The sequence below is a fragment of the Brevundimonas sp. genome, assembly GCF_052436175.1.
Lineage (GTDB): Bacteria > Pseudomonadota > Alphaproteobacteria > Caulobacterales > Caulobacteraceae > Brevundimonas.
This window is the reverse complement of sequence record NZ_JBQVNM010000048.1, coordinates 1-21289: the sequence shown is the minus strand read 5'-3', so window position 1 is coordinate 21289 and position 21289 is coordinate 1. Positions and strand designations below refer to the sequence as shown.

Annotated in this window: 26 protein-coding genes and 1 pseudogene; 16 read left to right on the top strand and 11 right to left on the bottom strand. The window is 68.9% G+C overall.

What is annotated here, in order from left to right; all coding sequences use genetic code 11:
* Positions 1-212 (top strand): annotated as a pseudogene (locus ACT6QK_RS11090) (hypothetical protein); the annotation flags it as partial.
* Positions 213-221: 9 nt separating this feature from the next.
* Here ACT6QK_RS11090 and ACT6QK_RS11085 read toward each other — a convergent pair.
* Positions 222-599 (bottom strand): hypothetical protein, encoded by a 378-nt coding sequence (locus tag ACT6QK_RS11085; protein WP_444597885.1) that lies wholly within the window; start codon positions 597-599, stop codon positions 222-224.
* Between the two features lie 279 nt (positions 600-878).
* Positions 879-1679 (bottom strand): DUF2461 domain-containing protein, encoded by an 801-nt coding sequence (locus ACT6QK_RS11080; protein ID WP_444597884.1) that lies wholly within the window; start codon positions 1677-1679, stop codon positions 879-881.
* A 99-nt stretch (positions 1680-1778) separates the two neighbouring features.
* On the opposite strand from ACT6QK_RS11080, the gene ACT6QK_RS11075 reads away from it, so the two are divergent.
* A complete protein-coding gene (locus ACT6QK_RS11075; RefSeq protein ID WP_444597883.1) occupies positions 1779-2444 on the top strand; it encodes a DsbA family oxidoreductase in 666 nt (221 codons plus the stop codon).
* A gap of 3 nt (positions 2445-2447) precedes the next feature.
* On the opposite strand, the gene ACT6QK_RS11070 is transcribed toward ACT6QK_RS11075, so the two are convergent.
* Positions 2448-3368 (bottom strand): alpha/beta fold hydrolase, encoded by a 921-nt coding sequence (locus ACT6QK_RS11070; RefSeq protein WP_444597882.1) that lies wholly within the window; start codon positions 3366-3368, stop codon positions 2448-2450.
* 120 nt (positions 3369-3488) lie between these two features.
* Here ACT6QK_RS11070 and ACT6QK_RS11065 point away from each other — a divergent pair, with 120 nt between their 5' ends.
* On the top strand, positions 3489-4022 hold the full coding sequence (locus ACT6QK_RS11065) for a surface-adhesin E family protein (RefSeq protein ID WP_444597881.1): 534 nt from the start codon (positions 3489-3491) through the stop codon (positions 4020-4022).
* 51 nt (positions 4023-4073) lie between these two features.
* Here ACT6QK_RS11065 and gyrB read toward each other — a convergent pair whose 3' ends face one another.
* Positions 4074-6497, bottom strand: coding sequence for a DNA topoisomerase (ATP-hydrolyzing) subunit B (gene gyrB / locus ACT6QK_RS11060; RefSeq protein ID WP_444597880.1), 2424 nt, complete (start codon positions 6495-6497; stop codon positions 4074-4076).
* Between the two features lie 176 nt (positions 6498-6673).
* On the opposite strand from gyrB, the gene greA reads away from it, so the two are divergent.
* Positions 6674-7150: a transcription elongation factor GreA gene (gene greA / locus ACT6QK_RS11055; protein ID WP_444597879.1), complete on the top strand. Its 477-nt coding sequence runs from the start codon at positions 6674-6676 to the stop codon at positions 7148-7150.
* Between the two features lie 174 nt (positions 7151-7324).
* Here the strand turns inward: greA and ACT6QK_RS11050 are convergent, their stop codons facing one another.
* Positions 7325-8068, bottom strand: a complete 744-nt coding sequence (locus tag ACT6QK_RS11050) for an SAM-dependent methyltransferase (RefSeq protein ID WP_444597878.1) — start codon at positions 8066-8068, stop codon at positions 7325-7327.
* 100 nt (positions 8069-8168) lie between these two features.
* Between ACT6QK_RS11050 and ACT6QK_RS11045 the strand changes: the two genes are divergently transcribed.
* From ACT6QK_RS11045 to ACT6QK_RS11030, 4 genes are read left to right on the top strand one after another with little or no spacing between them, the layout of a single operon-like run.
* Complete coding sequence (locus ACT6QK_RS11045) at positions 8169-8801, top strand: hypothetical protein (RefSeq protein ID WP_444597877.1); 633 nt, start codon at positions 8169-8171, stop codon at positions 8799-8801.
* 2 nt (positions 8802-8803) lie between these two features.
* Positions 8804-9115 (top strand): winged helix-turn-helix domain-containing protein, encoded by a 312-nt coding sequence (locus ACT6QK_RS11040; RefSeq protein ID WP_444597876.1) that lies wholly within the window; start codon positions 8804-8806, stop codon positions 9113-9115.
* A 42-nt stretch (positions 9116-9157) separates the two neighbouring features.
* Positions 9158-9937, top strand: coding sequence for a tyrosine-protein phosphatase (locus tag ACT6QK_RS11035; RefSeq protein ID WP_444597875.1), 780 nt, complete (start codon positions 9158-9160; stop codon positions 9935-9937).
* The gene (locus tag ACT6QK_RS11030; RefSeq protein WP_444597874.1) at positions 9934-11241 is read left to right on the top strand and encodes an anthranilate synthase component I family protein; all 1308 of its coding nucleotides are present in this window, start codon (positions 9934-9936) and stop codon (positions 11239-11241) included. The genes ACT6QK_RS11035 and ACT6QK_RS11030 overlap by 4 nt, the downstream gene beginning before the upstream one ends.
* Positions 11242-11247: 6 nt before the next feature.
* Here ACT6QK_RS11030 and ACT6QK_RS11025 read toward each other — a convergent pair whose 3' ends face one another.
* Entirely contained in the window at positions 11248-11865 is a 618-nt protein-coding gene (locus tag ACT6QK_RS11025; protein WP_444597873.1) for a DUF3313 family protein, read from the bottom strand.
* 18 nt (positions 11866-11883) lie between these two features.
* Positions 11884-12024, bottom strand: coding sequence for a hypothetical protein (locus ACT6QK_RS11020; RefSeq protein ID WP_444597872.1), 141 nt, complete (start codon positions 12022-12024; stop codon positions 11884-11886).
* 106 nt (positions 12025-12130) lie between these two features.
* Here ACT6QK_RS11020 and ACT6QK_RS11015 point away from each other — a divergent pair, with 106 nt between their 5' ends.
* The 4 genes from ACT6QK_RS11015 (at position 12131) to ACT6QK_RS11000 (ending at position 16697) form a co-directional block, all read left to right on the top strand.
* Complete coding sequence (locus ACT6QK_RS11015) at positions 12131-12997, top strand: response regulator transcription factor (protein WP_444597871.1); 867 nt, start codon at positions 12131-12133, stop codon at positions 12995-12997.
* Positions 12997-14457: an ATP-binding protein gene (locus tag ACT6QK_RS11010; protein WP_444597870.1), complete on the top strand. Its 1461-nt coding sequence runs from the start codon at positions 12997-12999 to the stop codon at positions 14455-14457. Before ACT6QK_RS11015 ends, ACT6QK_RS11010 begins: the two co-directional genes overlap by 1 nt.
* A gap of 52 nt (positions 14458-14509) precedes the next feature.
* Positions 14510-16012 (top strand): trypsin-like peptidase domain-containing protein, encoded by a 1503-nt coding sequence (locus ACT6QK_RS11005; RefSeq protein WP_444597869.1) that lies wholly within the window; start codon positions 14510-14512, stop codon positions 16010-16012.
* A gap of 331 nt (positions 16013-16343) precedes the next feature.
* Positions 16344-16697 (top strand): DUF2794 domain-containing protein, encoded by a 354-nt coding sequence (locus tag ACT6QK_RS11000; protein ID WP_444597868.1) that lies wholly within the window; start codon positions 16344-16346, stop codon positions 16695-16697.
* Between the two features lie 84 nt (positions 16698-16781).
* Here ACT6QK_RS11000 and ACT6QK_RS10995 read toward each other — a convergent pair whose 3' ends face one another.
* Positions 16782-17531, bottom strand: coding sequence for a Bax inhibitor-1/YccA family protein (locus ACT6QK_RS10995; protein WP_444597867.1), 750 nt, complete (start codon positions 17529-17531; stop codon positions 16782-16784).
* A 125-nt stretch (positions 17532-17656) separates the two neighbouring features.
* On the opposite strand from ACT6QK_RS10995, the gene thpR reads away from it, so the two are divergent.
* Genes thpR through mmcB form a run of 3 tightly spaced genes read left to right on the top strand, consistent with a single transcriptional unit; the run spans position 17657 to position 19244 of the window.
* A complete protein-coding gene (thpR, locus tag ACT6QK_RS10990) occupies positions 17657-18196 on the top strand; it encodes an RNA 2',3'-cyclic phosphodiesterase (RefSeq protein ID WP_444597866.1) in 540 nt (179 codons plus the stop codon).
* Positions 18193-18753 carry a GNAT family N-acetyltransferase gene (locus ACT6QK_RS10985; RefSeq protein ID WP_444597865.1) on the top strand — a complete coding sequence of 187 codons (561 nt, stop codon included), beginning with the start codon at positions 18193-18195 and terminating at the stop codon, positions 18751-18753. The genes thpR and ACT6QK_RS10985 overlap by 4 nt, the downstream gene beginning before the upstream one ends.
* 41 nt (positions 18754-18794) lie before the next feature.
* Positions 18795-19244, top strand: coding sequence for a DNA repair putative endonuclease MmcB (gene mmcB, locus ACT6QK_RS10980; protein ID WP_444597864.1), 450 nt, complete (start codon positions 18795-18797; stop codon positions 19242-19244).
* 27 nt (positions 19245-19271) lie between these two features.
* Here mmcB and ACT6QK_RS10975 read toward each other — a convergent pair whose 3' ends face one another.
* From ACT6QK_RS10975 to ACT6QK_RS10965, 3 genes are read right to left on the bottom strand one after another with little or no spacing between them, the layout of a single operon-like run.
* Positions 19272-19835, bottom strand: a complete 564-nt coding sequence (locus ACT6QK_RS10975) for a TadE/TadG family type IV pilus assembly protein (protein ID WP_444597863.1) — start codon at positions 19833-19835, stop codon at positions 19272-19274.
* Positions 19832-20350 (bottom strand): TadE/TadG family type IV pilus assembly protein, encoded by a 519-nt coding sequence (locus ACT6QK_RS10970; RefSeq protein WP_444597862.1) that lies wholly within the window; start codon positions 20348-20350, stop codon positions 19832-19834. Before ACT6QK_RS10970 ends, ACT6QK_RS10975 begins: the two co-directional genes overlap by 4 nt.
* Positions 20351-20376: 26 nt before the next feature.
* The gene (locus ACT6QK_RS10965; RefSeq protein ID WP_444597861.1) at positions 20377-20826 is read right to left on the bottom strand and encodes a pilus assembly protein N-terminal domain-containing protein; all 450 of its coding nucleotides are present in this window, start codon (positions 20824-20826) and stop codon (positions 20377-20379) included.
* A 266-nt stretch (positions 20827-21092) separates the two neighbouring features.
* Here ACT6QK_RS10965 and ACT6QK_RS10960 point away from each other — a divergent pair, with 266 nt between their 5' ends.
* Positions 21093-21260, top strand: coding sequence for a Flp family type IVb pilin (locus ACT6QK_RS10960; RefSeq protein WP_444597860.1), 168 nt, complete (start codon positions 21093-21095; stop codon positions 21258-21260).
* Positions 21261-21289: the final 29 nt, after the last annotated feature.

Here is a 21289-nt window from a genome sequence, read left to right as displayed (position 1 = left end):
GCGCAGCATCGACCGCCCCGACCGCGTCAGTCTCGCCTTCGGTCGCGACCCCCTCGCCGTCCCCGACGCCCGCGCCGGTGATCGAGACGGCGCCTCTGACGCCCGCGCCGTCCCCGGCGCCCTCAGGCCCGCCGCCGACGGCGGCCCGTCCGGCGTCCAGCGATCCGAACGCCCCGGTCTCGACTCGGCCCCAGCCGCTCGACCCGGACTGATCCGACGGTCTATCCCAGGGTCAGGTAGTTGCGTTCAACCATGCGCCTCAACGCCTCATAGGCCTCGGCCAGTTCCTCGAAGGCGACGCGGGCGGCGGTCAGGCGGGCGACCTGGTCCGGCGTGGCCGGCGAGCCGGATTCCGACAGCCGCAGGGCCTCTGCGACCCATCGGGTGCGTGCGGTGGCCACAGCTACGGCCAGTCTCTGGAAGGTGCCGGCGTCCACGCCCGACAGGGCCGGGCCGATGATCTCGCGATTGGAGACGAAGGCGGTGTAGTCGATCTGTTCCAGCTGGCCGCGCAGGCGGCGCTGTTCCTGGGGATCGATGTCCTGCGGCTCGAAATGGTCGCGCGAGCGGCGGGTGGAGTTGGTCATGATGGTCGACATCGGTCGCGAATCTCCGGGCGTTACGACGCCTCAACGCATGAAGGTGCGCCCGGGTCGTTAAGGATCGGTTCAGCGGATGACGGCGACCCCGAGGACGATGACCGAACTCCAGGCCATGACCGAAAACATCCCAGCGGCGGCGAGGCCGATCCAGCGTCTGCGATGCTTGACGATCATGTTCAGGCCCCCACCCGAAACGGGCGACGCGCCCGCAGCTTCACCGTAGACATGTCGCGCCTGTTCACGCAACAGGGCGGTGATAAGGCCTCCGTGTGCGGATCAGCGTCCGTCCAGCGCCTTCCAGCCGAATTCCAGCAGGGGGCGGGCGTCGGCGGCGAAGGCGGCGAGACGTTCGGGCAGGTCCGGCGAGGCGATCTCGGCGCCGCTGAGGGATCGGCGCACCAGCCAGCGGGTGCGTTTGAACTCCGCCTCCCACGGCGATCCGGCCTGATCGGCGAAATCGCGCGGCAGGCGTTTCAGCGGATCGCCGCGCGCCAACTCCAGCCCCGCCTTCGTCAGGGCCGCCACCACCTTGCCCCACCCGGCCGGATCGGCGGCGATGGCGCGGCGGAAGGCGTCGATGTTGGGCCGTTCCGACAGATAGAAACCCGCCGCCACGAACGGCCCCCGGCCGAAGGGATTGGCCTCCGCGTCGTCTTCGCCGCCCGCCTGCGGGAGGGTGGAGGGATCCAGCGGATCGATGGTGTCCGGGTCGAAAACGGGCCTGGATCCGCCCTCCGGTTCGATATGCACATAGACCATGCCCGGCGACATCTTGCGCCACAGGCCGTCAGGGCCGGTGCGGGTCAGGGTGGCCGAGACATGGGTCTTGTAGGGGCTCTTGTCCTTGGAGAACCGCACGTCGCGGTGGATGCGGAACAGGCTCTTCTTCGCGTTTCCGGCCAGAGGAACGCCGTGCGTCGCCAGGGCTTCCGTGGTCGCCGCGACCAGGGCCTCCAGCGCCGGCTTCAGCCCCTCGTCATAGGCGGCGCGGTGGGCGGTGAACCAGTCGCGGTCGTTGTGGGCCGCCAGGCCCTTCAGAAAGGCGAGATCGTCGGAAGCGAAGCCGGAGAAGGTCATGGCTCCATCCTATGACGACGGCCCAGACGGACAAGGTCTGGCGTGGGCGCGAACCGCGCCCATATCAACCGCAACACAACCGGTTCCGGAAGCGCCGCCATGAACGCCCCTCTCAAGACCCTGAAGATCGACTTCGTTTCCGACGTCGTCTGCCCCTGGTGCGTCGTCGGTCTCGGCGGGCTGGAGACCGCGCTCGACAAACTCAAGGCCGAGGGGATCACGGCGGACATCGCCTTCCAGCCGTTCGAGCTGAACCCTGGCATGGCGCCCGAGGGCGAGAACATCGTCGAACACATCGGCAGGAAGTACGGCTCCACTCCCGAACAGTCGGCGCAGAACCGCGCGATGATCCGCCAGAGGGCAGGCGAGGTCGGCTTCGACATGCGGATGTCGGCCGACAGTCGCATCTGGAACACCTTCGACGCCCACCGCCTGCTGCACTGGGCGGGCGAGGTGGACGCCGCGAAGCAGAAGGCGCTGAAGCAGGCCCTGTTCGCCGTTCACTTCACCGAGGGGCGCAATCTGACCGACGCGGGCGTCCTCACGGCCGCCGCCGAACGGGTTGGGCTGGACCGGGCCGAGGCGGCGGAAATCCTGGCCTCGGATCGCTATGTCCAGGCCGTGCAGGACGCCCAGGCCCTGTGGCGGTCGCGCGGGATCAACTCCGTTCCCGCCGTGGTGGTCGAGGGCAAGTATCTGATCTCCGGCGGCCAGCCCGCAGCCGTGTTCGAGAACGCCCTGAGACAGATCGCCGGAGAGGCCTGACCCCTAACGATCGTCGCCGAGGAACCGCTCGACCGCCTCCATGAAGGGGCCGGGCCGGTCGATCATCACCATGTGCTCGGCGCCCTCGATCCGCTCGAAGCGGGCGGGGGCGCGTAACCCCGCGAAGCCCTGACGGAACAGACCGTCGACATGGGCGCGCGGCGAGGCGTCGTCCCGGCTCCAGCCATAGACCACGGTGACCGGGGCGGTGATCGCGGGCAGGCGGGGCCGCAGGTCCAGCGTCATGACCTCATACAGGGACTGGGCCAGGACGGCGCGATCCCCGCCCTGCCACCCGATGGCGTCGAAGACCGTATCGCCCGCGCCGCCTAACTGAAGGCCCAGGGCCGATCCGCCGTTTCGCAGCGCCTGATCGCCCAGCAGCATCAGGGCCTGATAGCCGATCCGGGCCACAGGCTCGACATCGGCGACCCGCGCCTGCGGGCTGATCAGGGCAGGAAAGAAGGGGGCGCCGTCCACCACCATGACGCGGCCGATCCGGTCGCCGCCATCGGCCGCGGCCTTCAGCGCGATCAATCCGCCCATCGAATGGCCGATCAGGGCCGGGCGGTTCAGACGGGCCTCGGCGATGTAGCGGCGGATCTCGGCGGCCACCGGGTCGATGATGCGACCGGACGCGTTGGCCTCGGCCGGCGCGTCGCCGAAGCCGCGCACGGTGACGATATGGACGCGGTGACGGTCGTCCAGCCGGTCGGCGGTCCGCCGCCAGATCTCGCCCGTCGAGGCGATGCCGGGGATCAGAATGACGTCGGGCCCGACCGGCCGCACGGGCCCGCGCGTCTCGACGATGATCCGGTCGGACCGAAAGCCCTGCGCCAGGGCGCGCTCCGCCTGGAGAAGGGTCGCGCCGAACACAGGCGCAGAGACGACGAACCGGAGCATCAGGCGACGACTAGGGAGCATGGCCGAAACCCTGGCGTTCGAACATGGCGGAAGTTCAACCGTCGGCTCCGCCCCTTGTCAGGCGCCCGCACGCGGCGCGATAGTGACAGTATTGTAATGTCGTCCCTGGGGAGGAAACACATGACGATAAGCCGAACCGCAGTCCTGGCCATGGCGGCCGGCATGCTGGTCGCGGGCACGGCCCTGGCCCAGACGGCGCCCGCCGATCAGGGGCCGGTGGAGGTTCTGAACACACCGGGCTCCCAGCCTGCGCCCAACCCTGTGGCTCCGGGCGCGGAACACGACTGGCATCCGTTCTCGAGCAACGCCATGCGGGTCTATATGGCCGACGTCCAGACCATCGTCATCGACGGCGACGTCAGACGCGTGCAGGTCGCCAAGCCGCCGCTGCAGGGCGCGCCGGGCGATTATTCCCATGCCGTGGAGGTGGTCGAGTTCCGGTGCGACGCCAAGCAGTCGCGCTCGACCACCGAGATCCAGTACGGCCCCGACGGAACCGAGACCGAGCGTTACGACGATCCGACGGCCTGGGAACCCTATCGTCCGGAATCGCGCGACGGCTATCTGTCCAATCTGGTCTGCGGCGACGAGCGCAGCTCCAACAACGTGCCGTCGGTGAAGGCCTGGGTGGACGCCGGGCGCAAGGCGGGCTGACGACCGATCCCTCATCCCGGCCCGCCGGGATGAGGGGCGGCGTCGCCGCCGTCAGACGTCAACGGCGGCGTCCAGGGCGTTTTCCTGGATGAACTCGCGGCGGGGTTCGACCACGTCGCCCATCAGCTTGGCGAACAGATCGTCGGCGTCGTCGGCATGATCCACCTTGACCTGCAGCAGGGTGCGGGCGTTGACGTCGAGCGTGGTCTCCCACAGCTGTTCGGGGTTCATCTCGCCCAGGCCCTTGTAGCGCTGGATCGCCAGGCCCTTCTTGCCGGCGTCGAGGACGGCGTTGAGCAGGTCCAGCGGACCGCGAATGGTCGTGGATCTGTCCTTGCGGCGATAGACGGCGGGGGTGTCGAACAGGCCCTCGAACACGGCGGCGCGTTCGGCCAGACGGTGGGCGTCCAGCGAGCGGATCAGGGTCTCTTCCAGCACGATGGTCTCTGACACCGCCCGGCGGGTGCGGTTGAAGGCCACGGCGCCTTGATGGCCCGGACCGCCCGACCATTCCCCGTCGCCTTCCTCGGCATAGAGGTTCAGACGCTTCGCTGCGGCCGAGGCGGCGGCGGGGTCGGCCTCTTCGGCGAACAGGCCGGCCAGGGCCGACTGTTCGATGGCGAAGGCCGGCGCGCGCTGCGACAGACGATCCACCAGGGCCTTGACCGCCTTGGCGTCGCGGACCAGGGACTGCAGGTCCATGCCGGTGCGGCGTTCGCCGTTGGCCAGGTCCAGTTCAGCCTCGGACGAACCCTCCTCGATCAGATAGGCGTCCATGTCCGCCTGGTCCTTGAGGTAGCGGCTCTGCTTGCCCTTGGACACTTTGTAGAGCGGCGGCTGGGCGATGTAGACGTGGCCCCGCTCGATCAGCTCCGGCATCTGCCGATAGAAGAAGGTCAGCAGCAGGGTCCGGATGTGGGCGCCGTCGACGTCGGCGTCGGCCATCAGGATGATCTTGTGATAGCGCAGCTTGTCGGCGTTGAAGTCGTCGCGGCCGATGCCGGTGCCGAGCGCCAGGATGAGCGTCCCGATCAGGTCCGACGACAGCATCCGGTCGAAGCGGGCCCGCTCGACGTTCAGAATCTTGCCGCGCAGGGGCAGGACGGCCTGGTTCTCGCGGTTGCGCGCCTGTTTGGCCGAGCCGCCGGCGGAGTCGCCCTCGACGATGAACAGTTCGGACTTGGCCGGGTCGCGTTCCTGGCAGTCGGCCAGCTTGCCGGGCAGGGACGAGATGTCGAGCGCCGACTTGCGCCGGGTCAGGTCGCGGGCCTTGCGGGCGGCCTCACGGGCCGACGCCGCCTCGATGATCTTGGCGACGATCTGCTTGGCCTCGACCGGATGTTCCTCGAACCATTGCGACAGGCCCTCGGTGCATAGGCTTTCGACCGCCGGGCGCACCTCGGAGGAAACCAGCTTGTCCTTGGTCTGGGACGAGAACTTAGGGTCCGGCACCTTGACCGACAGGACGCAGGTCAGGCCCTCGCGGGCATCCTCGCCGGATGGGGCGACCTTTTCCTTCTTCAGGGCGCCCGAGCTTTCCATATAGGCGCCCATGACGCGGGTCAGGCTGGTGCGGAAGGCCGACAGGTGGGTGCCGCCGTCACGCTGGGGGATGTTGTTGGTGAAGCACAACATCGTCTCGTGGTAGCTGTCGTTCCACCACAGGGCGAGATCGAGTTCGATCCCCTCCTTCTTGCCGCGAATGACGATCACGTCCTTCAGCAGCGGCGTCTTGGACTTGTCGAGGTGGCGCACGAAGGCCTCCACCCCGCCCTCGTAGTGAAGCAGGATCTCGATCGGCTCGGCGTGGCGCAGGTCGGACAGCTTGATGACCACCCCCGAGTTCAGGAAGGCCAGTTCCCGCAGCCGGTGTTCCAGGGTCTTCAGGTCGAAGTCGATGTGGCTGAAGGTGGTGACCGACGGATAGAAGGTGACCTCGGTGCCGCTGAGAACCTGGCCGGTGTCCTCGCGGATGGGGGCGTCGCCGGTGACCTCCAGCGACTTGACCGTGTCGCCGCGCTCGAAGCGCATCTCGTGCTGTTTGCCGTCGCGATAGATCTTCAGCTGCAGCCAGTCGGACAGGGCGTTGACGACCGAGACGCCGACGCCGTGCAGGCCGCCGGAGACCTTGTAGGAGTTCTGGTCGAACTTACCGCCGGCGTGCAGCTGGGTCATGATGACCTCGGCCGCCGACACGCCCTCGCCCTCGTGGATGCCGGTCGGAATGCCGCGTCCGTTGTCCGTGACGGTGACCGAGCCGTCGGCATTGAGGATGACCTGGACCAGGTCGGCATGTCCGGCCAGGGCCTCGTCGATGGCGTTGTCGACCACCTCATAGACCATGTGGTGCAGGCCCGAGCCGTCGTCGGTGTCGCCGATATACATGCCGGGGCGTTTGCGCACGGCGTCCAGGCCTTTGAGAACCTTGATGGAATCGGCGCCGTATTCCGGCATGTCGGCAGTGTCGTCGGTCATGAATTCTTCGGCTCTGGGTCCCCGGCGGGACGGTCGAAGGGCGGCGGTCGGACCCGCACGAATCAAGGGTCCGGGGACCCGCGCCCACACCCGCGAATATATAGGAAATTACGGGGCAATTGCGAGCATTTCGGCCCCGGTTCGCTTGGGTCCGCCCGATGGTCTATGTTGGGCGGATGTCCGTCGCCTTCACCCGCGAGGAGGATCTGGAGGCCACCGCCGCCGATCTTCCCGATCGCCCGATTTCCGACCATCCGAACTGGGTCACCGCCGCCGGTCTGGCCGCCATCGAGGCCGAACTGGCGACCGCACGGGCGGCCTATGCCGCGGCCCAGGCTCAGGGTTCGATCGAGGCCGACCGGACCGCCATGGCGCGGGCCACGCGTGACCTGCGCTACTGGTCCTCGCGCCGCGCCACGGCCCATCTGGTCGAGACCGAACCGGACGGCGCCGTCCGGTTCGGCGGCTCTGTGGCCATCGAACGGGAAGACGGCCGAACCCAGACCTGGCGCATCGTGGGAGAGGACGAGGCCGATCCGGCCGCCGGATCCGTCAGCCATGTGTCCCCGCTGGCGCGCGCCCTGATCGGCAAGCGGGTGGGGGACGAGGCGACCGTGGCGGGACAGGCGGTCGAGGTGACGGGGGTGGATTGAGAGGCCTCTCCACGCCATCCGTCACCCTCGGGCCTGACCAGAAGGCCAGAGGCAAGGTCTGGTATTGCCTGAACGCGGGGCAGAAGCGCCAGTCCCCGTTGTTCCACTGCATAGTCAGACGCAACGCCCGGCCCTCGGGTCAAGCCCGAGGGTGACGAGCTTTGTGGTGAAGGATTACTTCCCCAGCAGATACAGCCCGAAGCCCATGAACCCCCGGCCGAAGTCGAACATCATCTCGATCTGACGCGCCCGGGCGGACAGAGCGGGCATGTCCGGGTGGTCGGGATGGGCAGCGGTCCAGGCGGCGACCGCGTCGAGCATGGTCCGGCCGTAGGCGTCCCATTCGGCCTGGCTGCAGACCTCGGCGGATCGGACGGTCAGGCCGGCGGCATGGGCGGCGTCGCGCCAGCCGACGTCGTCTGTGTAGAGGTTCTGCATCTCGACGATCTGGCGCAGGGGCGCGGGCGGTTCGGCGGTCCAGACCAGATCGCCCCACAACAGATGGCCGCCGGGCGCCAGATGGGCGGCGAGCCCCGCCAGCATGCCCTCGGGGTGGCGCACCCCGCCGCCGACCGGCTCGGTGGTCCCCAGGGCGACGATCAGGTCGAAGGGCGGATTGGCGGCCAGCACCGCGTCGGACCGCGCCTTGTGCAGGGTGACGCGCTCGCGGGCGGGGGAGGCGGCGATCTGCTCGCTCGCCAGTTCGGCCATGGCCGGGTCCAGTTCGACGGCGTCCACCTTCAGACCGAACCGGTCAGCCAGACGGATCGCCACCGAGGCGTTGCCGCAGCCGATGTCGAGGGCGCGGGCGCCGGCAGCCGTGCTGGCCAGCGACACGGCCGCGTCGATCCGGTCCATACCGACGGCGTTGCAGACCTCGAGCGCTTCATAAGCGATGCGATGAAAGTTGACGGCCATGGCCAAGCCATAGGGCGATGGCTGCGTGACGCATCAATAAATGACTTTACAAACTAAAGTGACGTGCTACAGAGGCTGCAGAACGAGGAGGAGCCTCACCATGAACACCAAGCCTGACGCCGCCGACATCGCCTATATCCGCGCCTTGGCCGAGGAGGGTCGAACCGCCCCGCCCCTGAATGGGCCGATTCTGATCGCCGCCGCCGTGATCTTCGGCGCGGCCAGCGTCGCCCAGTGGGCCATTCAGTCCGGCGTTCTGGCCGTCAGCCCCTGGGCCCAGCTCTGGGTCTGGATCGCGGCGGGCGTCGCCTTCGCCGTGACCCTGACCGTGCTGATCCGCCGCATCCAGCGCAAGCCCGGCGCCCGCAACATCCGCAACGAGGCGGTCGGGGTGGCCTGGGAGGGCGTCGGCTTTGTCATCTTCTCGGTCTGGCTGGGTCTGATGGCGATGGGCTTCACCACCGGCGACTGGGGGGCGATGCGGATCATGCCGTCGCTGGTCTTCGCCGCCTATGGCGCGGCCTGGCTGGTCGCGGGGGCGATGAGCGGGCGCAGGTGGATGAAGTTCGTGGCCCTGGCCTCCTACGCCGGGGCGGCCTTGCTGGGCGCCGTGTCGCACCTGTCGATCGGCTATCTGGTGTTCGCGGCCCTGCTGGTCTGCGTCGCCCTGATCCCCGGCATCGTGCTGGCGCGCCAGGAGCCGGCGGATCTGGAACCCTCGGAGATCGTCTGACCATGGCCGACGATTTCGACATCAACCGGATCGACGAGGTCATTCACGGGCGGATCCGGCTGGGCGTCATGGCCTATCTGTCCGGCGCCGACGCGGCCGACTTCAACGAGCTGAAGCAGAAGCTCCAGACCACGGACGGCAATCTGTCGGTGCATCTGAGGAAGCTGGAGGACGCCGGCTTCGTGGCCATCGACAAGAGCTTTCAGGGTCGAAAGCCCCTGACCCGGGCGCGGATGACCGAGGCGGGCCGGACGGCCTTCATCGCCTATCTGAACGCGATGCAGGGGCTGGTGACGGGCGCCGGTTCCGCCTGAGGCCCTGTTCCAAGGCTCTGGAGGCCGCTCTATAGGAAAGGCATGACCTCCCGCCTGCACCGTTTCGACGCCCTCGAGAATTTCCGCGATTTCGGAAACTACGCCACCGCTGCAGGGCGTCGGGTGAGGCCCGGCGCCCTCTATCGTTCCGGCCACCACGCCCGGGTCAGCGACGGCGATCTGGAGCGGCTGGCGGCCTTGGACATCGGGGTGGTGGTCGATCTGCGCCGCCCGATCGAACGCACCAAACAGCCGTCGAAACGGCCCGCCGGCTTCGCCGGTCAGGTGCTGGTCAGCGATCTGGATGCGGTGGGCGAGGCCCCGCACATCACCTTCCTGAAATCGGCCGACCTGACCCCGGATTCGGGGCGACGGTTCATGACAGACCTCTATGGGAAGATGGCCTATGCGCCGTCGCATGTGGAGGTCTTCGGGGCCTACTTCCGCGCCCTGGCGGACAGCGACAGGCCGGTGCTGATCCACTGCGCGGCGGGCAAGGACCGGACGGGCCTGCTGGCCGCCCTGACCCATCATCTGCTCGGCGTCGGACCGGACGATCTGATGGAGGACTATCTCCTCACCAACACCGCCGTCGAGCTGGAGGCGCGGGCGCCGCAGATGGCGATCCAGCTGGAGAAGATGACGGGCCGCAAGGCCTCGCACGACGCCGTGGTGGCCTTCATGGGGGTCGAGCCCGCCTACCTGGAGGCGGCGGTCCGGAGTCTCGAGGACCGGTCCGGCTCCATCGACGCCTATCTGGAAACGGTGCTGGGCGTGGACGCCGCGACGCGCGACCGGATCGGCGAGCGCCTGTCGACATGAGGTTCGAGGCTCTGCCGGTCGAGGCGCGGCGGTCGCTGGACTGGCGCGATCCTCTGGCGGTCGCGGCCGGCCTCGCCCACCGCGACGGCGCCCTGTGTCTGCTGTCCGATCCGGACCTTCCGGGCAGCCGGTCCTTCGTCGCCACGGACCCGGACAGGGTCCAGGTGCTCGACCGTGTGGACGACGCCCTGTTCGACAGCCTGAGGGCGGCGGGTCTGGAACGCGGCGTGGTCGGGCTGGCGGCCTATGACGCCGGGGCGCGGCCGGCGACGGGGCAGCGGCTGTCGGTCTGGCCGGACCTGATCCTGGCCCGCTATTCGGCCATGCTGGTGTTCGACCATGAAACGATGACGGTCGAAGCGGTGGGACGCGGCGTGGACGCCGCCGTAGCGGAGGCCGCCTGCCGTCAGGCCGTCGCCTGGCTGGCGGAGGCCGTCGAGCCGGAAACGCCCGAGGCGCCGTCCGACACGCTCGAGGCCGAGGCGGGTGCCGACGCCTATCGCGGCGCCGTGGCCGAGGTGGTCGAACGGATTGAGGCGGGCGACCTGTTCCAGGCCAATATCGCGCGCGGCTGGACAGGGCGGCTGAAGCCGCAGGCCGACCCGTTCGATGTCTTTCTCAGGCTGGCGGCTGACGGCGGCTCGGCCTTCGGGGCCTTCTGGCGCATCGGCGACCGGGCGCTGGTCTCCAACTCGCCGGAGCTGTTCCTGACCTGGAGCCCCGAGGATGCGCGGGTGGAGACCCGGCCGATCAAGGGCACGCGTCCGCGCCGGTCCGACCCGGTCGCCGACGCCGCCGAGGCCGAGGCCCTGTCGGCCAGCGCCAAGGACCGGGCCGAGAACCTGATGATCGTCGACCTGATGCGCAACGACCTGTCGCGGGTCTGCGTCCCCGGCTCGGTCGAGGTGGACCGGCTGTTCGAGATCGAACGGTTGCCGACCGTGCATCATCTCGTCTCGACCGTGACGGGCGCCCTGAAGCCTGGGTTGGGAGCGGCCGACCTGCTGGAGGCGACCTTTCCGCCCGGCTCCATCACCGGGGCGCCCAAGCATCAGGCCATGAAGGTGATTGCTTCGCTGGAGCCGCCGCGCGGCGCGTGGTGCGGGTCGCTGTTCCTGCTGGATGATCAGGCCGGGCTGACCGCCTCGGTCCTGATCCGCACGGCGGCGTTCGAGCGCGGGTCGGACGGCTGGACCTGGCGCGCCCAGGCCGGCGCCGGGATCGTCGCCGACAGCAACCCCCAGGCCGAGCTGGACGAGACCGAGGTCAAGTTCAGCGCCCTGCGCCGGGCCCTGATCGGCTGACGATCCTCAATCCCGCTTCGGCTCGGCGGGTTTGGATCCTGTGTTGACCTCGGGCACATAGAGGCCGGTGACCATCCGGGTCAGGAAGCCGGCCGGCTGGGTGCGCGGACCGAAGGCGGCGCAGGGGTCGGGCTCGGGGATGGGCCGCACCGGCCGCTTGGGCTGGGAGATGGCGTCGCCCACCGCATCGCCGAACGGCTCGGCCATCTGCAGGGCGTCGCCGACGCGCGACAGGGACGGGGTGTCGGTGCCCACGACATTGGCGTTGCGCGCCCAGGCCAGGGCCGCGACCTGACGTCCATCCGGTCCCAGCAGTTCCGCCTCGGCGGCCAGACCCCCGGTCGTGCCGGGCACGCGGAAGGTGCCCGGACCCGGGACAAAGGCGTTGGCCACCGCCGCGACGCCCGAGGCCGCCTGACCGGTCGGTCTGACGCCGGTCACCCCGACCCGCAGTCGTGCGGCCCCGCGCGGGGTGGGCGCCAGGGTGAAGCGCTCGCTGACCTCGTAGCAGACCTGACGATCGACCTCGCGCAAGACCTGGACGCGCTCCTCGGCCGACAGGGCCGCGTCGCCGCCGGCGACCATCACAGCGGGGTCGAGGAAGACCAGTTCGATGGCCGGCACCGCCGCGTCGTCGCGGTTTTAGCGGATCGAGGCGCGCAGGGTGTCGGTGCGGGTTGTCAGCCCGTCATAGGTGTTGAGGAAGCCGCTGTCGGCCATCGGCGCCGTCTGGCAGGCGGTCAGGCCGCAACCGGCCAGCAGCAGCATTGAAATCCGCTTCATTCGTCATTCCCGGGAGGTTTACGGCGCCGCTTGTCGCCGCCTGCCCCTACGAACGTCAGAAAGCGTCAGATGGCTCCGCTTTGTCATTTCACGGCGAAATCGTATCGTGGCGCCGCTGGAGGGCTCGGCTGTGACCATCGACATTTCATCAGACCCCCAGGAGGGGGCGGGCGCGGCTGTGGACGACCCTTTCGCCGCCCTGGCCGACATCTTCGAGGGGCGTCGCGTCCTGCTGCTCGAGGACGACCCCAGCCTGGCCGAGCATGTGGCCGAACGTCTGCTGCGCGCGGGGTTCGGGACGGTGGACCGTTTCGACGCGGGGGAGACGGCCCTCGCCGCAGCCACAGCCACGGCCTATGACGTCCTGATCCTCGATCGGATGACGAAGGGGCTGGACGGCCTGTCCACCCTGCGCCGGCTGCGCGAGGGGAAGGGCCCTTCGGCCCAGGCGCCGGCCCTGATGCTCACCGCCCTCGGCGGCGAGGGTCAGAAGGTCGAAGGGCTGCTGGGCGGCGCCGACGACTATCTGGCCAAGCCGGTCGGGGACGAGGAATTGCTGGCGCGCATGGCGGCCCAGATGCGGCGTCATCCGCGTCATGCCCGCCCGCACGGCGCCGACATCCTCAACGGCCCCTTCCGCCTGTCGACGGGCGCGCGCACCCTGAAGCTGGAGACGACCGGACCGGACGGGGCGACGGCGACCCGGCTGATCGACCTGTCGCCGCTGGAGTTCTCCATCGTCGCCGAGCTGATGCAGGCGCGCGGCCAGCCGGTGACCAAGACCATGCTGTGGGACAAGTGCTGGGTGGAGTGGAAATTCCTGCCCGACAACTTCGTCAACATCATCGACGCCCGCATCAGCGCCCTGCGTCGCCGGCTCAAAGAGCAGGCGCCGGAGATCGGCGAGGACCTGCATCCCCTGATCGTCTCGGCCCGCAGCCAGAGCCTCATCTTCCGCGACCTGGACGTCTGATGGGCTTCAGGTTCGGCCTGGGCGAAGGCCTGCGGGACTGGCTGGGGCGACGCACCTCGACCCAGCTCGTGGCCGCCATCGCCGTTCTGGCGGCCGTCGCCCTGTCGGGATCCCTGCTGGTCACCGGCCTGGCGGTTCGGACCGATCAACGCCAGCAGGCGGCCCTGGCGGCGCTCGACGACTTCGCCGCCGTGACACAGAAGCTGGGCGAGGAATCCAGCTTGAACGCCGATGCGGTGACCGAGGGCGACGCCTTCTATCTGTCCAGTCTTCTCGCGGCGCTGCAAAGCGGCCCGGGCCGAGACGCCGTGTCGATCGAGGAGACCTGCCGCACCGGCCGGGGCGGGGCCGGGGTGCGCTATATCCGGGGGCCGGTCGGCAAGCCGGCGGGTCTCGCGCCGCTGGAGACTGCGCGCCGGGTGCGGCTGTCGCGTCTGGGACCGGACATCTATGCGGTCACCCTGCCGCGCGGGGCCCTGTGTCCGTCCCGGGCGGTGGAGGCCGTGGTGGTGCGCCGCCCGTTCGGTTCGTTGCAGGTCTCGGTCGGGCGGGTTGTCGATCGGTCGGGCAAGGCCTGGGGCTGGGCGGTGCTGGCCGTGATCACGACCGGCCTCGTGATCCTGATTTCGGGTCTGGCCGCCTCCACCTGGTCGCGGCGGCGCATGACCCACGCCATCGCCGAGGTCAGCCAGGCCCTCGACCGGGCGGCGGTCGGCGATTTTTCCCGCCGGGCGACGGAGATCGGGGTGGCGCCGGAACTGACCGAGCTGACGGTTCAGGCCAACCGCACGCTGGATCGGCTCGAAGAACTGATGACCTGGTTGCGGGATTCCACCGATCAGCTGGCCCACGACTTCCGCACGCCCCTGGCCCGGGCCACGGCGCGGATGGAGCAACTGGCCGAGACCGACGACCTCAAGACGCGCCATCGTCTGGGGCGGGAGGCGGCGCACGACCTCAAGGGGCTGACGCGTCAGATGAACGAGGCCCTGGCCCTGCGCGAGGGTGAGGCCTGGCGGTTCGAGACCGTGCGTCTGGACCATCTGGCGCACGGCCTGGCCGACCTCTACCAGCCGCTGGCCGAGGACCGCGACATCGCCATCCGGGTCGAGGCCGAGGGGGAGGTGGCGGTCCTGGGCGTGCCCTCCCTGTTGCAGAGGGCGGCGGCCAATCTCGTGGACAATGCGCTGAAGTTCTCTCCCGTCGGCGGGACGATCACTGTGCGGGCCTTCGTCGGCCCCGGCGGGGCGGCTCTCTCTGTGGCCGATCAGGGCCCCGGCATCGACCCTCGCCTTCTGTCCGACCCTGACTATCGCGCGTCAGTGGCCGAGGCCGAGGGGCGCGAAAGCCATGGCCTCGGCCTCAGTTTCGTGCGCGCCGTGCTGCGCCGTCATGGCGGCGAGATGACGATTGATGACGCGGGCCCGGGGGCCATCGTCACGGCGCATTTCCCACGCTAGGCTGACCTCGCACATCGGCGCCATCCTCGCGGCGATGCCCAGGAACTGCTTGATGCCGCGCCTTGTCTTCCCGTCGAATATGGCCGTGGCGGCCGCCCCCCTGATGATGGTTCTTGGACTCGCGACATTGGGCGCCCCCGCCTATGCGGCGCCCGCGCCCCAGACGGCCCGTCCTGCGCCGACGACCCTGGCCCTGCCTCTGCCCTATGACGAACGGCGCGGGGTCTTCACCTTCGCCGCCGGGCTGGAGCGGACCCTGCCGGCCGTGGTCCAGGTGACCACCCTAGGCTCCTCGCGCGGACCGACGTCGGACGAGAACGCGGCCAAGCCCCTGCAATCCGGCTCCGGCGTCATCATCGACGCCAAAGAAGGCGTGCTGGTCACCAACAACCATGTGGTCGAGGGCGGGGGCAAGTTCACGGTCGACATGACCGACGGCCGACTGTTCGACGCCGTCCTGATCGGCACCGACAAGGCGACCGACATCGCCGTCCTGCGCATCCAGCCGCGCGACGGCGAACCGCTGAACCTGTCGCAGGTCGAGACCGTGGATTCCGACACCCTGAGGACGGGCGATCTGGCCTTCGCCGTCGGCTATCCGCTCGGCCTGGACCAGACCCTGACCATGGGCGTCATCTCGGGCCTGGGCCGGTCGGGCCTCGGCGATGCGGTGGAGGACTATATCCAGACCGACGCGGCGGTGAACTCGGGCAATTCCGGCGGACCGCTGCTCGACAGCCGCGGACGCTTGATCGGCATCAACACCTCCATCCTCTCGGGCGGGTCCGATCCCCTGGGTCTGGGCGGGCGCGGCGGAAATGACGGCATCGCCTTCGCCGTCCCGACCCGGATCATGATGTTCGTCGTGGGCCAGATCCGCGAGCACGGCTCGGTGACGCGCGGCCGGATCGGCGCCGTCCTGGGGTCTCTGAACGCCCAGAGGGCGCGCGACTTCGGCCTGCATATCGTGCGCGGCGCGGTGGTCGAGGATGTGGCGCCGGGGTCTCCGGCCGAGGCGGCGGGTCTGCGCCGCCGTGACATCATCCTGCGGGTCCAGAACCGTCCTGTCGCCAACGCCGGTTCGGTGCTGGCCACCGTCGGCATCGCCGCGCCCGGAACCCGCCTCACGGTCCTGTATCTGCGCGACGGACGCGAGGTCGCCACGGCCCTGACCGTGGAGCCGATCAAGGCGGTGAACGTGGTCGCCGGTCGCGACGCCGTCCTGGCCTTCGGGGCCCAGTTCAGCGCCGGACACGGCGGGGCGGGCGTCCGGGTCGATTCGGTCGAGGGCGGGTCTGCGGCGGCCCAGAGCGATTTGCGGGCCGGCGACGTGGTGACGGCGGTGAACGACGCCCCCACGGCCGACTTGGCGACGCTGGCCTCGGCGCTGAGCGGCGAAGGCGTCCGGACCCTTTCGGTGACGCGCGGCGAAGAGAGGGTGAGCGTGACCCTGGACGCTGCGGCGACCGTGGCGGTTCCGGCCCCGGAGCACGGCCCGATCATCATTCCGGCTCCCAAGCCCGCCACAGCCCCCGGCGGTCCGCCGCAAACCTGAATGGGGCCGCCCGCATCGCCGGGCTCCAGACAGCAAAACGCCCGCTGGGCCGGGAGGGGGAAGGGGCGCAGCGGGCGTCTCGCTTGGAGGAAGCGCCGGCCCGTCGGAGCCCGTTACTGGAAACATCCAGGGGGGCTGGGGGGGCTGTTCAGGTTCCGGGACGCTTCCGAACTCCGACTGGCCGACAGTCAGGTTTTCGCCGTCCAACCGGGCGGGCGAAGGACCGAAAGGGGGCCATTTCGTGTTCGATGATTGCGGCGGCGAGACCGGATGTCGCACTCGCGCCAAGCCGCCGGTGGCGTCGGGGAAGCAACCGCCCTAACTTCCTCTTATGAGCTTTGATCCCTCACAGGGCGGCGGCGAGGATGAGCCTGGATCGGGCGCCGGGCCGGTCTTTTTTCACCGGCGCGAGCTGGACCTGATCCTGCGGGTCTACGGCCGCATGGTGGCGGCGGGCGAGTGGCGCGACTACGCCATGATCGGGCAGAGGGATGTGGCCGAGTTCGCCGTCTTCCGCCGTTCGGGCGACGCCCCCCTCTACCGCATCGAGAAACGCCCGGCCCTGCAGACCCGTCAGGGCCAGTGGGCCGTCATCGGCGAGGGCGGCCAGATCCTGAAACGCGGCCGCGAACTGGATCAGGTGCTGCGGGTCTTCGACAGCCGCCGGTTCCAGGTCGTCGAGTAGGCCCCGGGTCTCTCGGCAAGGACCAACGAAAAAGGGCCCCGGTTTCCCGAGGCCCTTCTAGCATCTCTCAACCCGGTGTTCGGATCAGCGACGGCCGCCCATGAAGGCTAGCAGGAACTGGAACAGGTTGATGAAGTTGATGAACAGGCTCAGGGCGCCATAGCCGGTCGCCACGCCCATGGCGTTCTGGTCGCCGCCCAGAGCGTAGTAGGTCATCTTCAGCCGCTGGGTGTCATAGGCGATCAGGCCCGCGAAGATCAGCACGCCCAGACCCGAGATGATCAGGTAGAAGGTGCCGGACTGCAGGAAGATGTTGACGATCGAGGCGATCACCAGGCCGATCACGCCCATGATAAGGAAGCTGCCGAAGGCCGTCATGTCCTTCTTCGTCGTGTAGCCGAACAGGCTTAGGCCGCCGAAGGCCGCCGCCGTCACGAAGAAGGTCGAGGCCAGGGAGCCGCCCGTGTAGCGCAGGAACAGCACGCCCATGCCCGCGCCGATCGAGGCGACCACGGCCCAGTAGAGCAGATTCACGCCGCCGGCCGTGGGGTTCTTCATAAAGAACATCGAGCCGAACAGCAGGACCAGGGGCAGGAACTGCACGCCGAGGCCCAGCGCCGTCAGGCCGGCGAGGCGACCCGAGCCGTCCACGATATAGAGAAGCTGCTGCACCGGCGGATAGTTGCCGGTCAGGAAGGCCAGGGCGCCGGCGACCAGCAGGCCCAGGGCCAGCTTGTTGTAAACGCCCAGCATGAAGCTGCGCAGGCCGGCGTCCACCGACATGTCGGCGGTCTGCGGCAGGGGGCGCGCAAAGCCGTTGTTGAAATCGCTCATGGCGAAACTCGTCTCCATTCGCCGGAGGTCTCTCCGGTCGTCGGGTCCAATATCGTGCGACAGCGCACGTCCCGCAAGAAGAACCGGGCTTCCGGGCGGCGGTTCCGCCCGCTACCAAGGGTCGCATGCTGCGCCTGTTCACCGCCCTGCCGATCCCGTGGGATGTCGCCGAGACGCTGAAACGGCGCCAGACCGGCCTGCCCGGCGCGCGCTGGCGACCGGGCGAGGCCCTGCACGTCACTTTGGCCTTCTACGGCGAGATGGACGAACGGCGGGCCGATGATCTGGCGTCCGAGCTGGAGCGCGCCGCGACGGGCGGGCCGTTCGAGATCGCGCTCAAGGGGGTGGGGGCCTTCGGCGACGACCATCGCAGCCACACCCTCTGGGCCGGGCTGGAGCCGAACGAACGGCTGAACGTCCTTGCGGGCCGATGCCGCGCCGCCGCCGAGCGCGCGGGCCTACGAATGGAGCCCCGCGCCTATCGTCCGCATGTGACCCTGGCCTATCTGAAGACCCAGACCAATCCGGACCGGATCGGCGCCTGGATCACCGGCCACAACCTGCTGCATTCGCCGCCGATCCGCGTCGATCGGTTCGGACTGTATTCCAGCGTCCTGAGCGACGACGGCAGTCACTACGAACTGGAGCGGGAGTACCTGTTGTGACATCCGATCTGGGCCCGACGCTCGAGACCGCCCGGTTGATCCTGAGGCCGCCGTCGCATGACGACTTCCCGCGCTGGGCGGATTTCATGAGCGATCCGGAGACGACCCGCTTCATCGGCGGGGTGCAGTCCAAGCACGAGGTCTGGCGCGCCATCGCCTCCATCGCCGGCATGTGGGCGCTTCAGGGCGAGGGAATGTTCTCGGTGATCGAAAAATCGACCGGGATCTGGCAGGGCCGGATCGGGCCGCTGCATCCCTATGGCTGGCCGGGGCGAGAGATCGGCTGGAGCCTGCACCGGGATGCGACGGGTAAGGGCTACGCGCTGGAGGCGGCGGTCGCGACCATGGACTACGCCTTTGAGCGGCTGGGCTGGACGGACGTGATCCACTGCATCGACCCGGACAACCTTCCGTCCGCCGCCGTGGCCCGACGACTGGGATCGACCAATCGCGGTCCCGGCGTCCTGCCGCCCCCGTTTCAGGACCATGCGGTGGACCTGTGGGGTCAGACCAGGGCGGAGTGGGCGGTCAACAGGAATGCGGTGCAGCCGGGCTGACGGCGGTTGAAACCGGAACGGATGCGGAACATACTGGCAGAGTGTCCGCCGCCCTCCATCTTGAACTCGTCTTCTCGCGCCCGGAAACGACGCAGTCCGTCACGCGCGGCGCCGCCCGACTGCTGATCGACATGGGCTATGCGCCCCTGCTGGAGGTCTGCCTGCCCAACGGCCGTCGCGCCGACGTCATGGCCCTGGGCAAGAAGGGCGACATCGTCATCTGCGAGATGAAGTCGGGGATCGAGGACTATCGCGTCGATCGCAAATGGCCGGAATACGCCCCGTTCTGCGACGCCTTCTTCTTCGCCGTGGCGCCCGAGTTTCCGCAGGGCGTGCTGCCGGACGAACCCGGCCTGATCGTCGCCGACGGCTTCGGCGGCGCGGTGATCCGGGAAGCGCCGGTGTCGCCCCTGGCCCCGGCGCGTCGCAAGGCCCTGACAGTCGCCTTCGCCCGTCTGGGCGCCTTGCGGACCCTGCGGCTGGACGGCTGAAGGCTTGAACCGGAAGGCAGGGACATCTCAGCAGTTGCTGCAGCCGACCTTGTCCACCTTGCGCGGCCGCGAATAGAATTTGCTGTGGAAGTTGGTGACGTCCGGCAGCAGATAGCCGATCGGCGAGGCGTAGGCGTATGTGGTTTCGGCCATCACCACGCTCTCGCCGTTGGCGACCATGTCGGTCGGGACGGTGACCACGGTGGTCTTGCCCAGGGCCGCGATGCCGCTGCCCCGGCTCCAGTCCACCTTGGCCACGCCGTTGGCGTCGCGTGTGACGCTGGACACCCGCACCGTCAGACCGGTGGTCGGGAAGGGCTTCATGATCAGGCCGCCGATGGCGACGATGTCGTCGAGCTCGTTGGTGGTGACCACATCGGTCTGGGCCACCAGGTCGGCGACCGCGGCGGCGCTGTGGCCCATCCGCTTCTGCGCCATATAGCCCTGACAAAACTCGGTCAGGCCGAAGTAGAAGGCGATCATCAAGGGCGCGATCAGGGCGAATTCGACGGCCGAAACGCCGCGCCGGTCCCGTACGAACCGGTGAAGGAGGCCCTTCGGGCGATGAGGGTGATGCAGGACGATCCTCATGGCGTGGTCGGCGCAAAGGGTTCGTTGCGGAAGGCGGTGGTCGCCATCAAGCGGGCGTTACCGTCCTTCAGACGCGACAGGGCCTGGGCCAGGAAGGGCGTCATCAGGGGGTGCTTGTACCAGACCCTCACCAGCATCAGGTCGCCCGGCTGGCCGGTGATATAGGTGAGGGCGCCCTCGTTGAACGCCGTGCCGCTGGCCATGGGATCGGGCGGGGTGGCGTTGCGGAACTGCGGCAGGGCGCGCACGTCGATGCTGGCCCGGCTGGGGCAATCGCCGCTGAAGATGCTCATGCGGTTGCACAGCTCGGTCTTGAACTGTGCTGCGGTCATGCTGGAGGCGGCGGCCTGGCCGGTGCGGACCAGGCGGGCGGTCTCGACCGTGGCGTTGTCCAGCACCGAGTCCGTCACGAACACCAGGCCGATCTCCATGATGGCGAACAGCATCACGAAGAAGGGCAGGCCGACAAAGGCGAACTCGACGGCGGACGAGCCGTGACGCGCGCGGCGACGCATCGCCCGGCCTTCGCGCAGCGACCGGATCACGGAGTCGGCGTCGACGTGACCGAAGGGGTCCCGGCGGAGGGCGCGACGGTGCGAACGCTGGGCGAGCAGCTAGCGGCGCAGGCCATCTCTGTGGCTTCGGCGCCGCGCCACAGCCGGACCGACCCGGTCTGGCCGCCCGTCACGACGACCCGGTTCTGGAACAGGGTGCGGCCGATGGAATCCACGGCCGCGACCTCGGTCACGCCATAGCCCTTGCCGGTGATGAACAGGGTGTTGGCGTCCACGACCGTGACGTCTGCGATCTGGGGGTTGGCGACGATGACCGAACTGGCCGCGCCGCGCAGGGTGATGCGTTGCACCCCGTCCACGCCGAGGTTGATCGGCGAGGTATGGGCCAGGGCCGGGGCGGCGCCGAGTACAACCCCGAATGCAGCCATGGGCGCCAGTGCGGCGATCAGGCGGAGCGCGGAAAGGCGTCGGATCATGCGGTCACCTCTGGAACTTCTCCGGGCCGTGGGCGGCCGGGAGTGCGCGTGGGCGCGATCAGATCCCGAGGGTGGTCGAAAATTCTCAACAAAGACTGAAGCGGCCAGACAATCTCAACCTGCGGTTCAGGCAGATGAATCTCGCGACAACCATAGTCATAGGGCACAGCCTTAACGCGTCTATGCGAAGGTGGTCGGGTCAAAGGGGGCCAGCGAGCCACGATCAGCTCGCCGTCATCAACCGATCGCTAGAAAAGGAAACTGCCATGACCAAGTTCATCACCAAGTTCGTCAAGGACGAGTCCGGCGCCACGGCGATCGAGTACGGCCTGATCGCCGCCCTGATCGCTGTCGTCATCATCGGCGCCGTCACGGCCCTGGGCACCACCATCTCGGGCAAGTTCGAGGAAGTCACCGAAGGCATGGGCGGCTAAGCCGACCTGACCTGAGGTCTTCAGACCGG

What these genes read in the sequence shown, in the direction of transcription:
- ACT6QK_RS11085 (WP_444597885.1), bottom strand. Translation starts at nt 599, where the DNA reads ATGTCGACCATCATGACCAACTCCACCCGCCGCTCGCGCGACCATTTC.
- ACT6QK_RS11080 (WP_444597884.1), bottom strand. Translation starts at nt 1,679, where the DNA reads ATGACCTTCTCCGGCTTCGCTTCCGACGATCTCGCCTTTCTGAAGGGC.
- ACT6QK_RS11075 (WP_444597883.1), top strand. Translation starts at nt 1,779, where the DNA reads ATGAACGCCCCTCTCAAGACCCTGAAGATCGACTTCGTTTCCGACGTC.
- ACT6QK_RS11070 (WP_444597882.1), bottom strand. Translation starts at nt 3,368, where the DNA reads ATGCTCCCTAGTCGTCGCCTGATGCTCCGGTTCGTCGTCTCTGCGCCT.
- ACT6QK_RS11065 (WP_444597881.1), top strand. Translation starts at nt 3,489, where the DNA reads ATGACGATAAGCCGAACCGCAGTCCTGGCCATGGCGGCCGGCATGCTG.
- gyrB (WP_444597880.1), bottom strand. Translation starts at nt 6,497, where the DNA reads ATGACCGACGACACTGCCGACATGCCGGAATACGGCGCCGATTCCATC.
- greA (WP_444597879.1), top strand. Translation starts at nt 6,674, where the DNA reads ATGTCCGTCGCCTTCACCCGCGAGGAGGATCTGGAGGCCACCGCCGCC.
- ACT6QK_RS11050 (WP_444597878.1), bottom strand. Translation starts at nt 8,068, where the DNA reads ATGGCCGTCAACTTTCATCGCATCGCTTATGAAGCGCTCGAGGTCTGC.
- ACT6QK_RS11045 (WP_444597877.1), top strand. Translation starts at nt 8,169, where the DNA reads ATGAACACCAAGCCTGACGCCGCCGACATCGCCTATATCCGCGCCTTG.
- ACT6QK_RS11040 (WP_444597876.1), top strand. Translation starts at nt 8,804, where the DNA reads ATGGCCGACGATTTCGACATCAACCGGATCGACGAGGTCATTCACGGG.
- ACT6QK_RS11035 (WP_444597875.1), top strand. Translation starts at nt 9,158, where the DNA reads ATGACCTCCCGCCTGCACCGTTTCGACGCCCTCGAGAATTTCCGCGAT.
- ACT6QK_RS11030 (WP_444597874.1), top strand. Translation starts at nt 9,934, where the DNA reads ATGAGGTTCGAGGCTCTGCCGGTCGAGGCGCGGCGGTCGCTGGACTGG.
- ACT6QK_RS11020 (WP_444597872.1), bottom strand. Translation starts at nt 12,024, where the DNA reads ATGAAGCGGATTTCAATGCTGCTGCTGGCCGGTTGCGGCCTGACCGCC.
- ACT6QK_RS11010 (WP_444597870.1), top strand. Translation starts at nt 12,997, where the DNA reads ATGGGCTTCAGGTTCGGCCTGGGCGAAGGCCTGCGGGACTGGCTGGGG.
- ACT6QK_RS11005 (WP_444597869.1), top strand. Translation starts at nt 14,510, where the DNA reads ATGCCGCGCCTTGTCTTCCCGTCGAATATGGCCGTGGCGGCCGCCCCC.
- ACT6QK_RS11000 (WP_444597868.1), top strand. Translation starts at nt 16,344, where the DNA reads ATGAGCTTTGATCCCTCACAGGGCGGCGGCGAGGATGAGCCTGGATCG.
- ACT6QK_RS10995 (WP_444597867.1), bottom strand. Translation starts at nt 17,531, where the DNA reads ATGAGCGATTTCAACAACGGCTTTGCGCGCCCCCTGCCGCAGACCGCC.
- thpR (WP_444597866.1), top strand. Translation starts at nt 17,657, where the DNA reads ATGCTGCGCCTGTTCACCGCCCTGCCGATCCCGTGGGATGTCGCCGAG.
- ACT6QK_RS10975 (WP_444597863.1), bottom strand. Translation starts at nt 19,835, where the DNA reads ATGAGGATCGTCCTGCATCACCCTCATCGCCCGAAGGGCCTCCTTCAC.
- ACT6QK_RS10970 (WP_444597862.1), bottom strand. Translation starts at nt 20,350, where the DNA reads ATGCGTCGCCGCGCGCGTCACGGCTCGTCCGCCGTCGAGTTCGCCTTT.
- ACT6QK_RS10965 (WP_444597861.1), bottom strand. Translation starts at nt 20,826, where the DNA reads ATGATCCGACGCCTTTCCGCGCTCCGCCTGATCGCCGCACTGGCGCCC.
- ACT6QK_RS10960 (WP_444597860.1), top strand. Translation starts at nt 21,093, where the DNA reads ATGACCAAGTTCATCACCAAGTTCGTCAAGGACGAGTCCGGCGCCACG.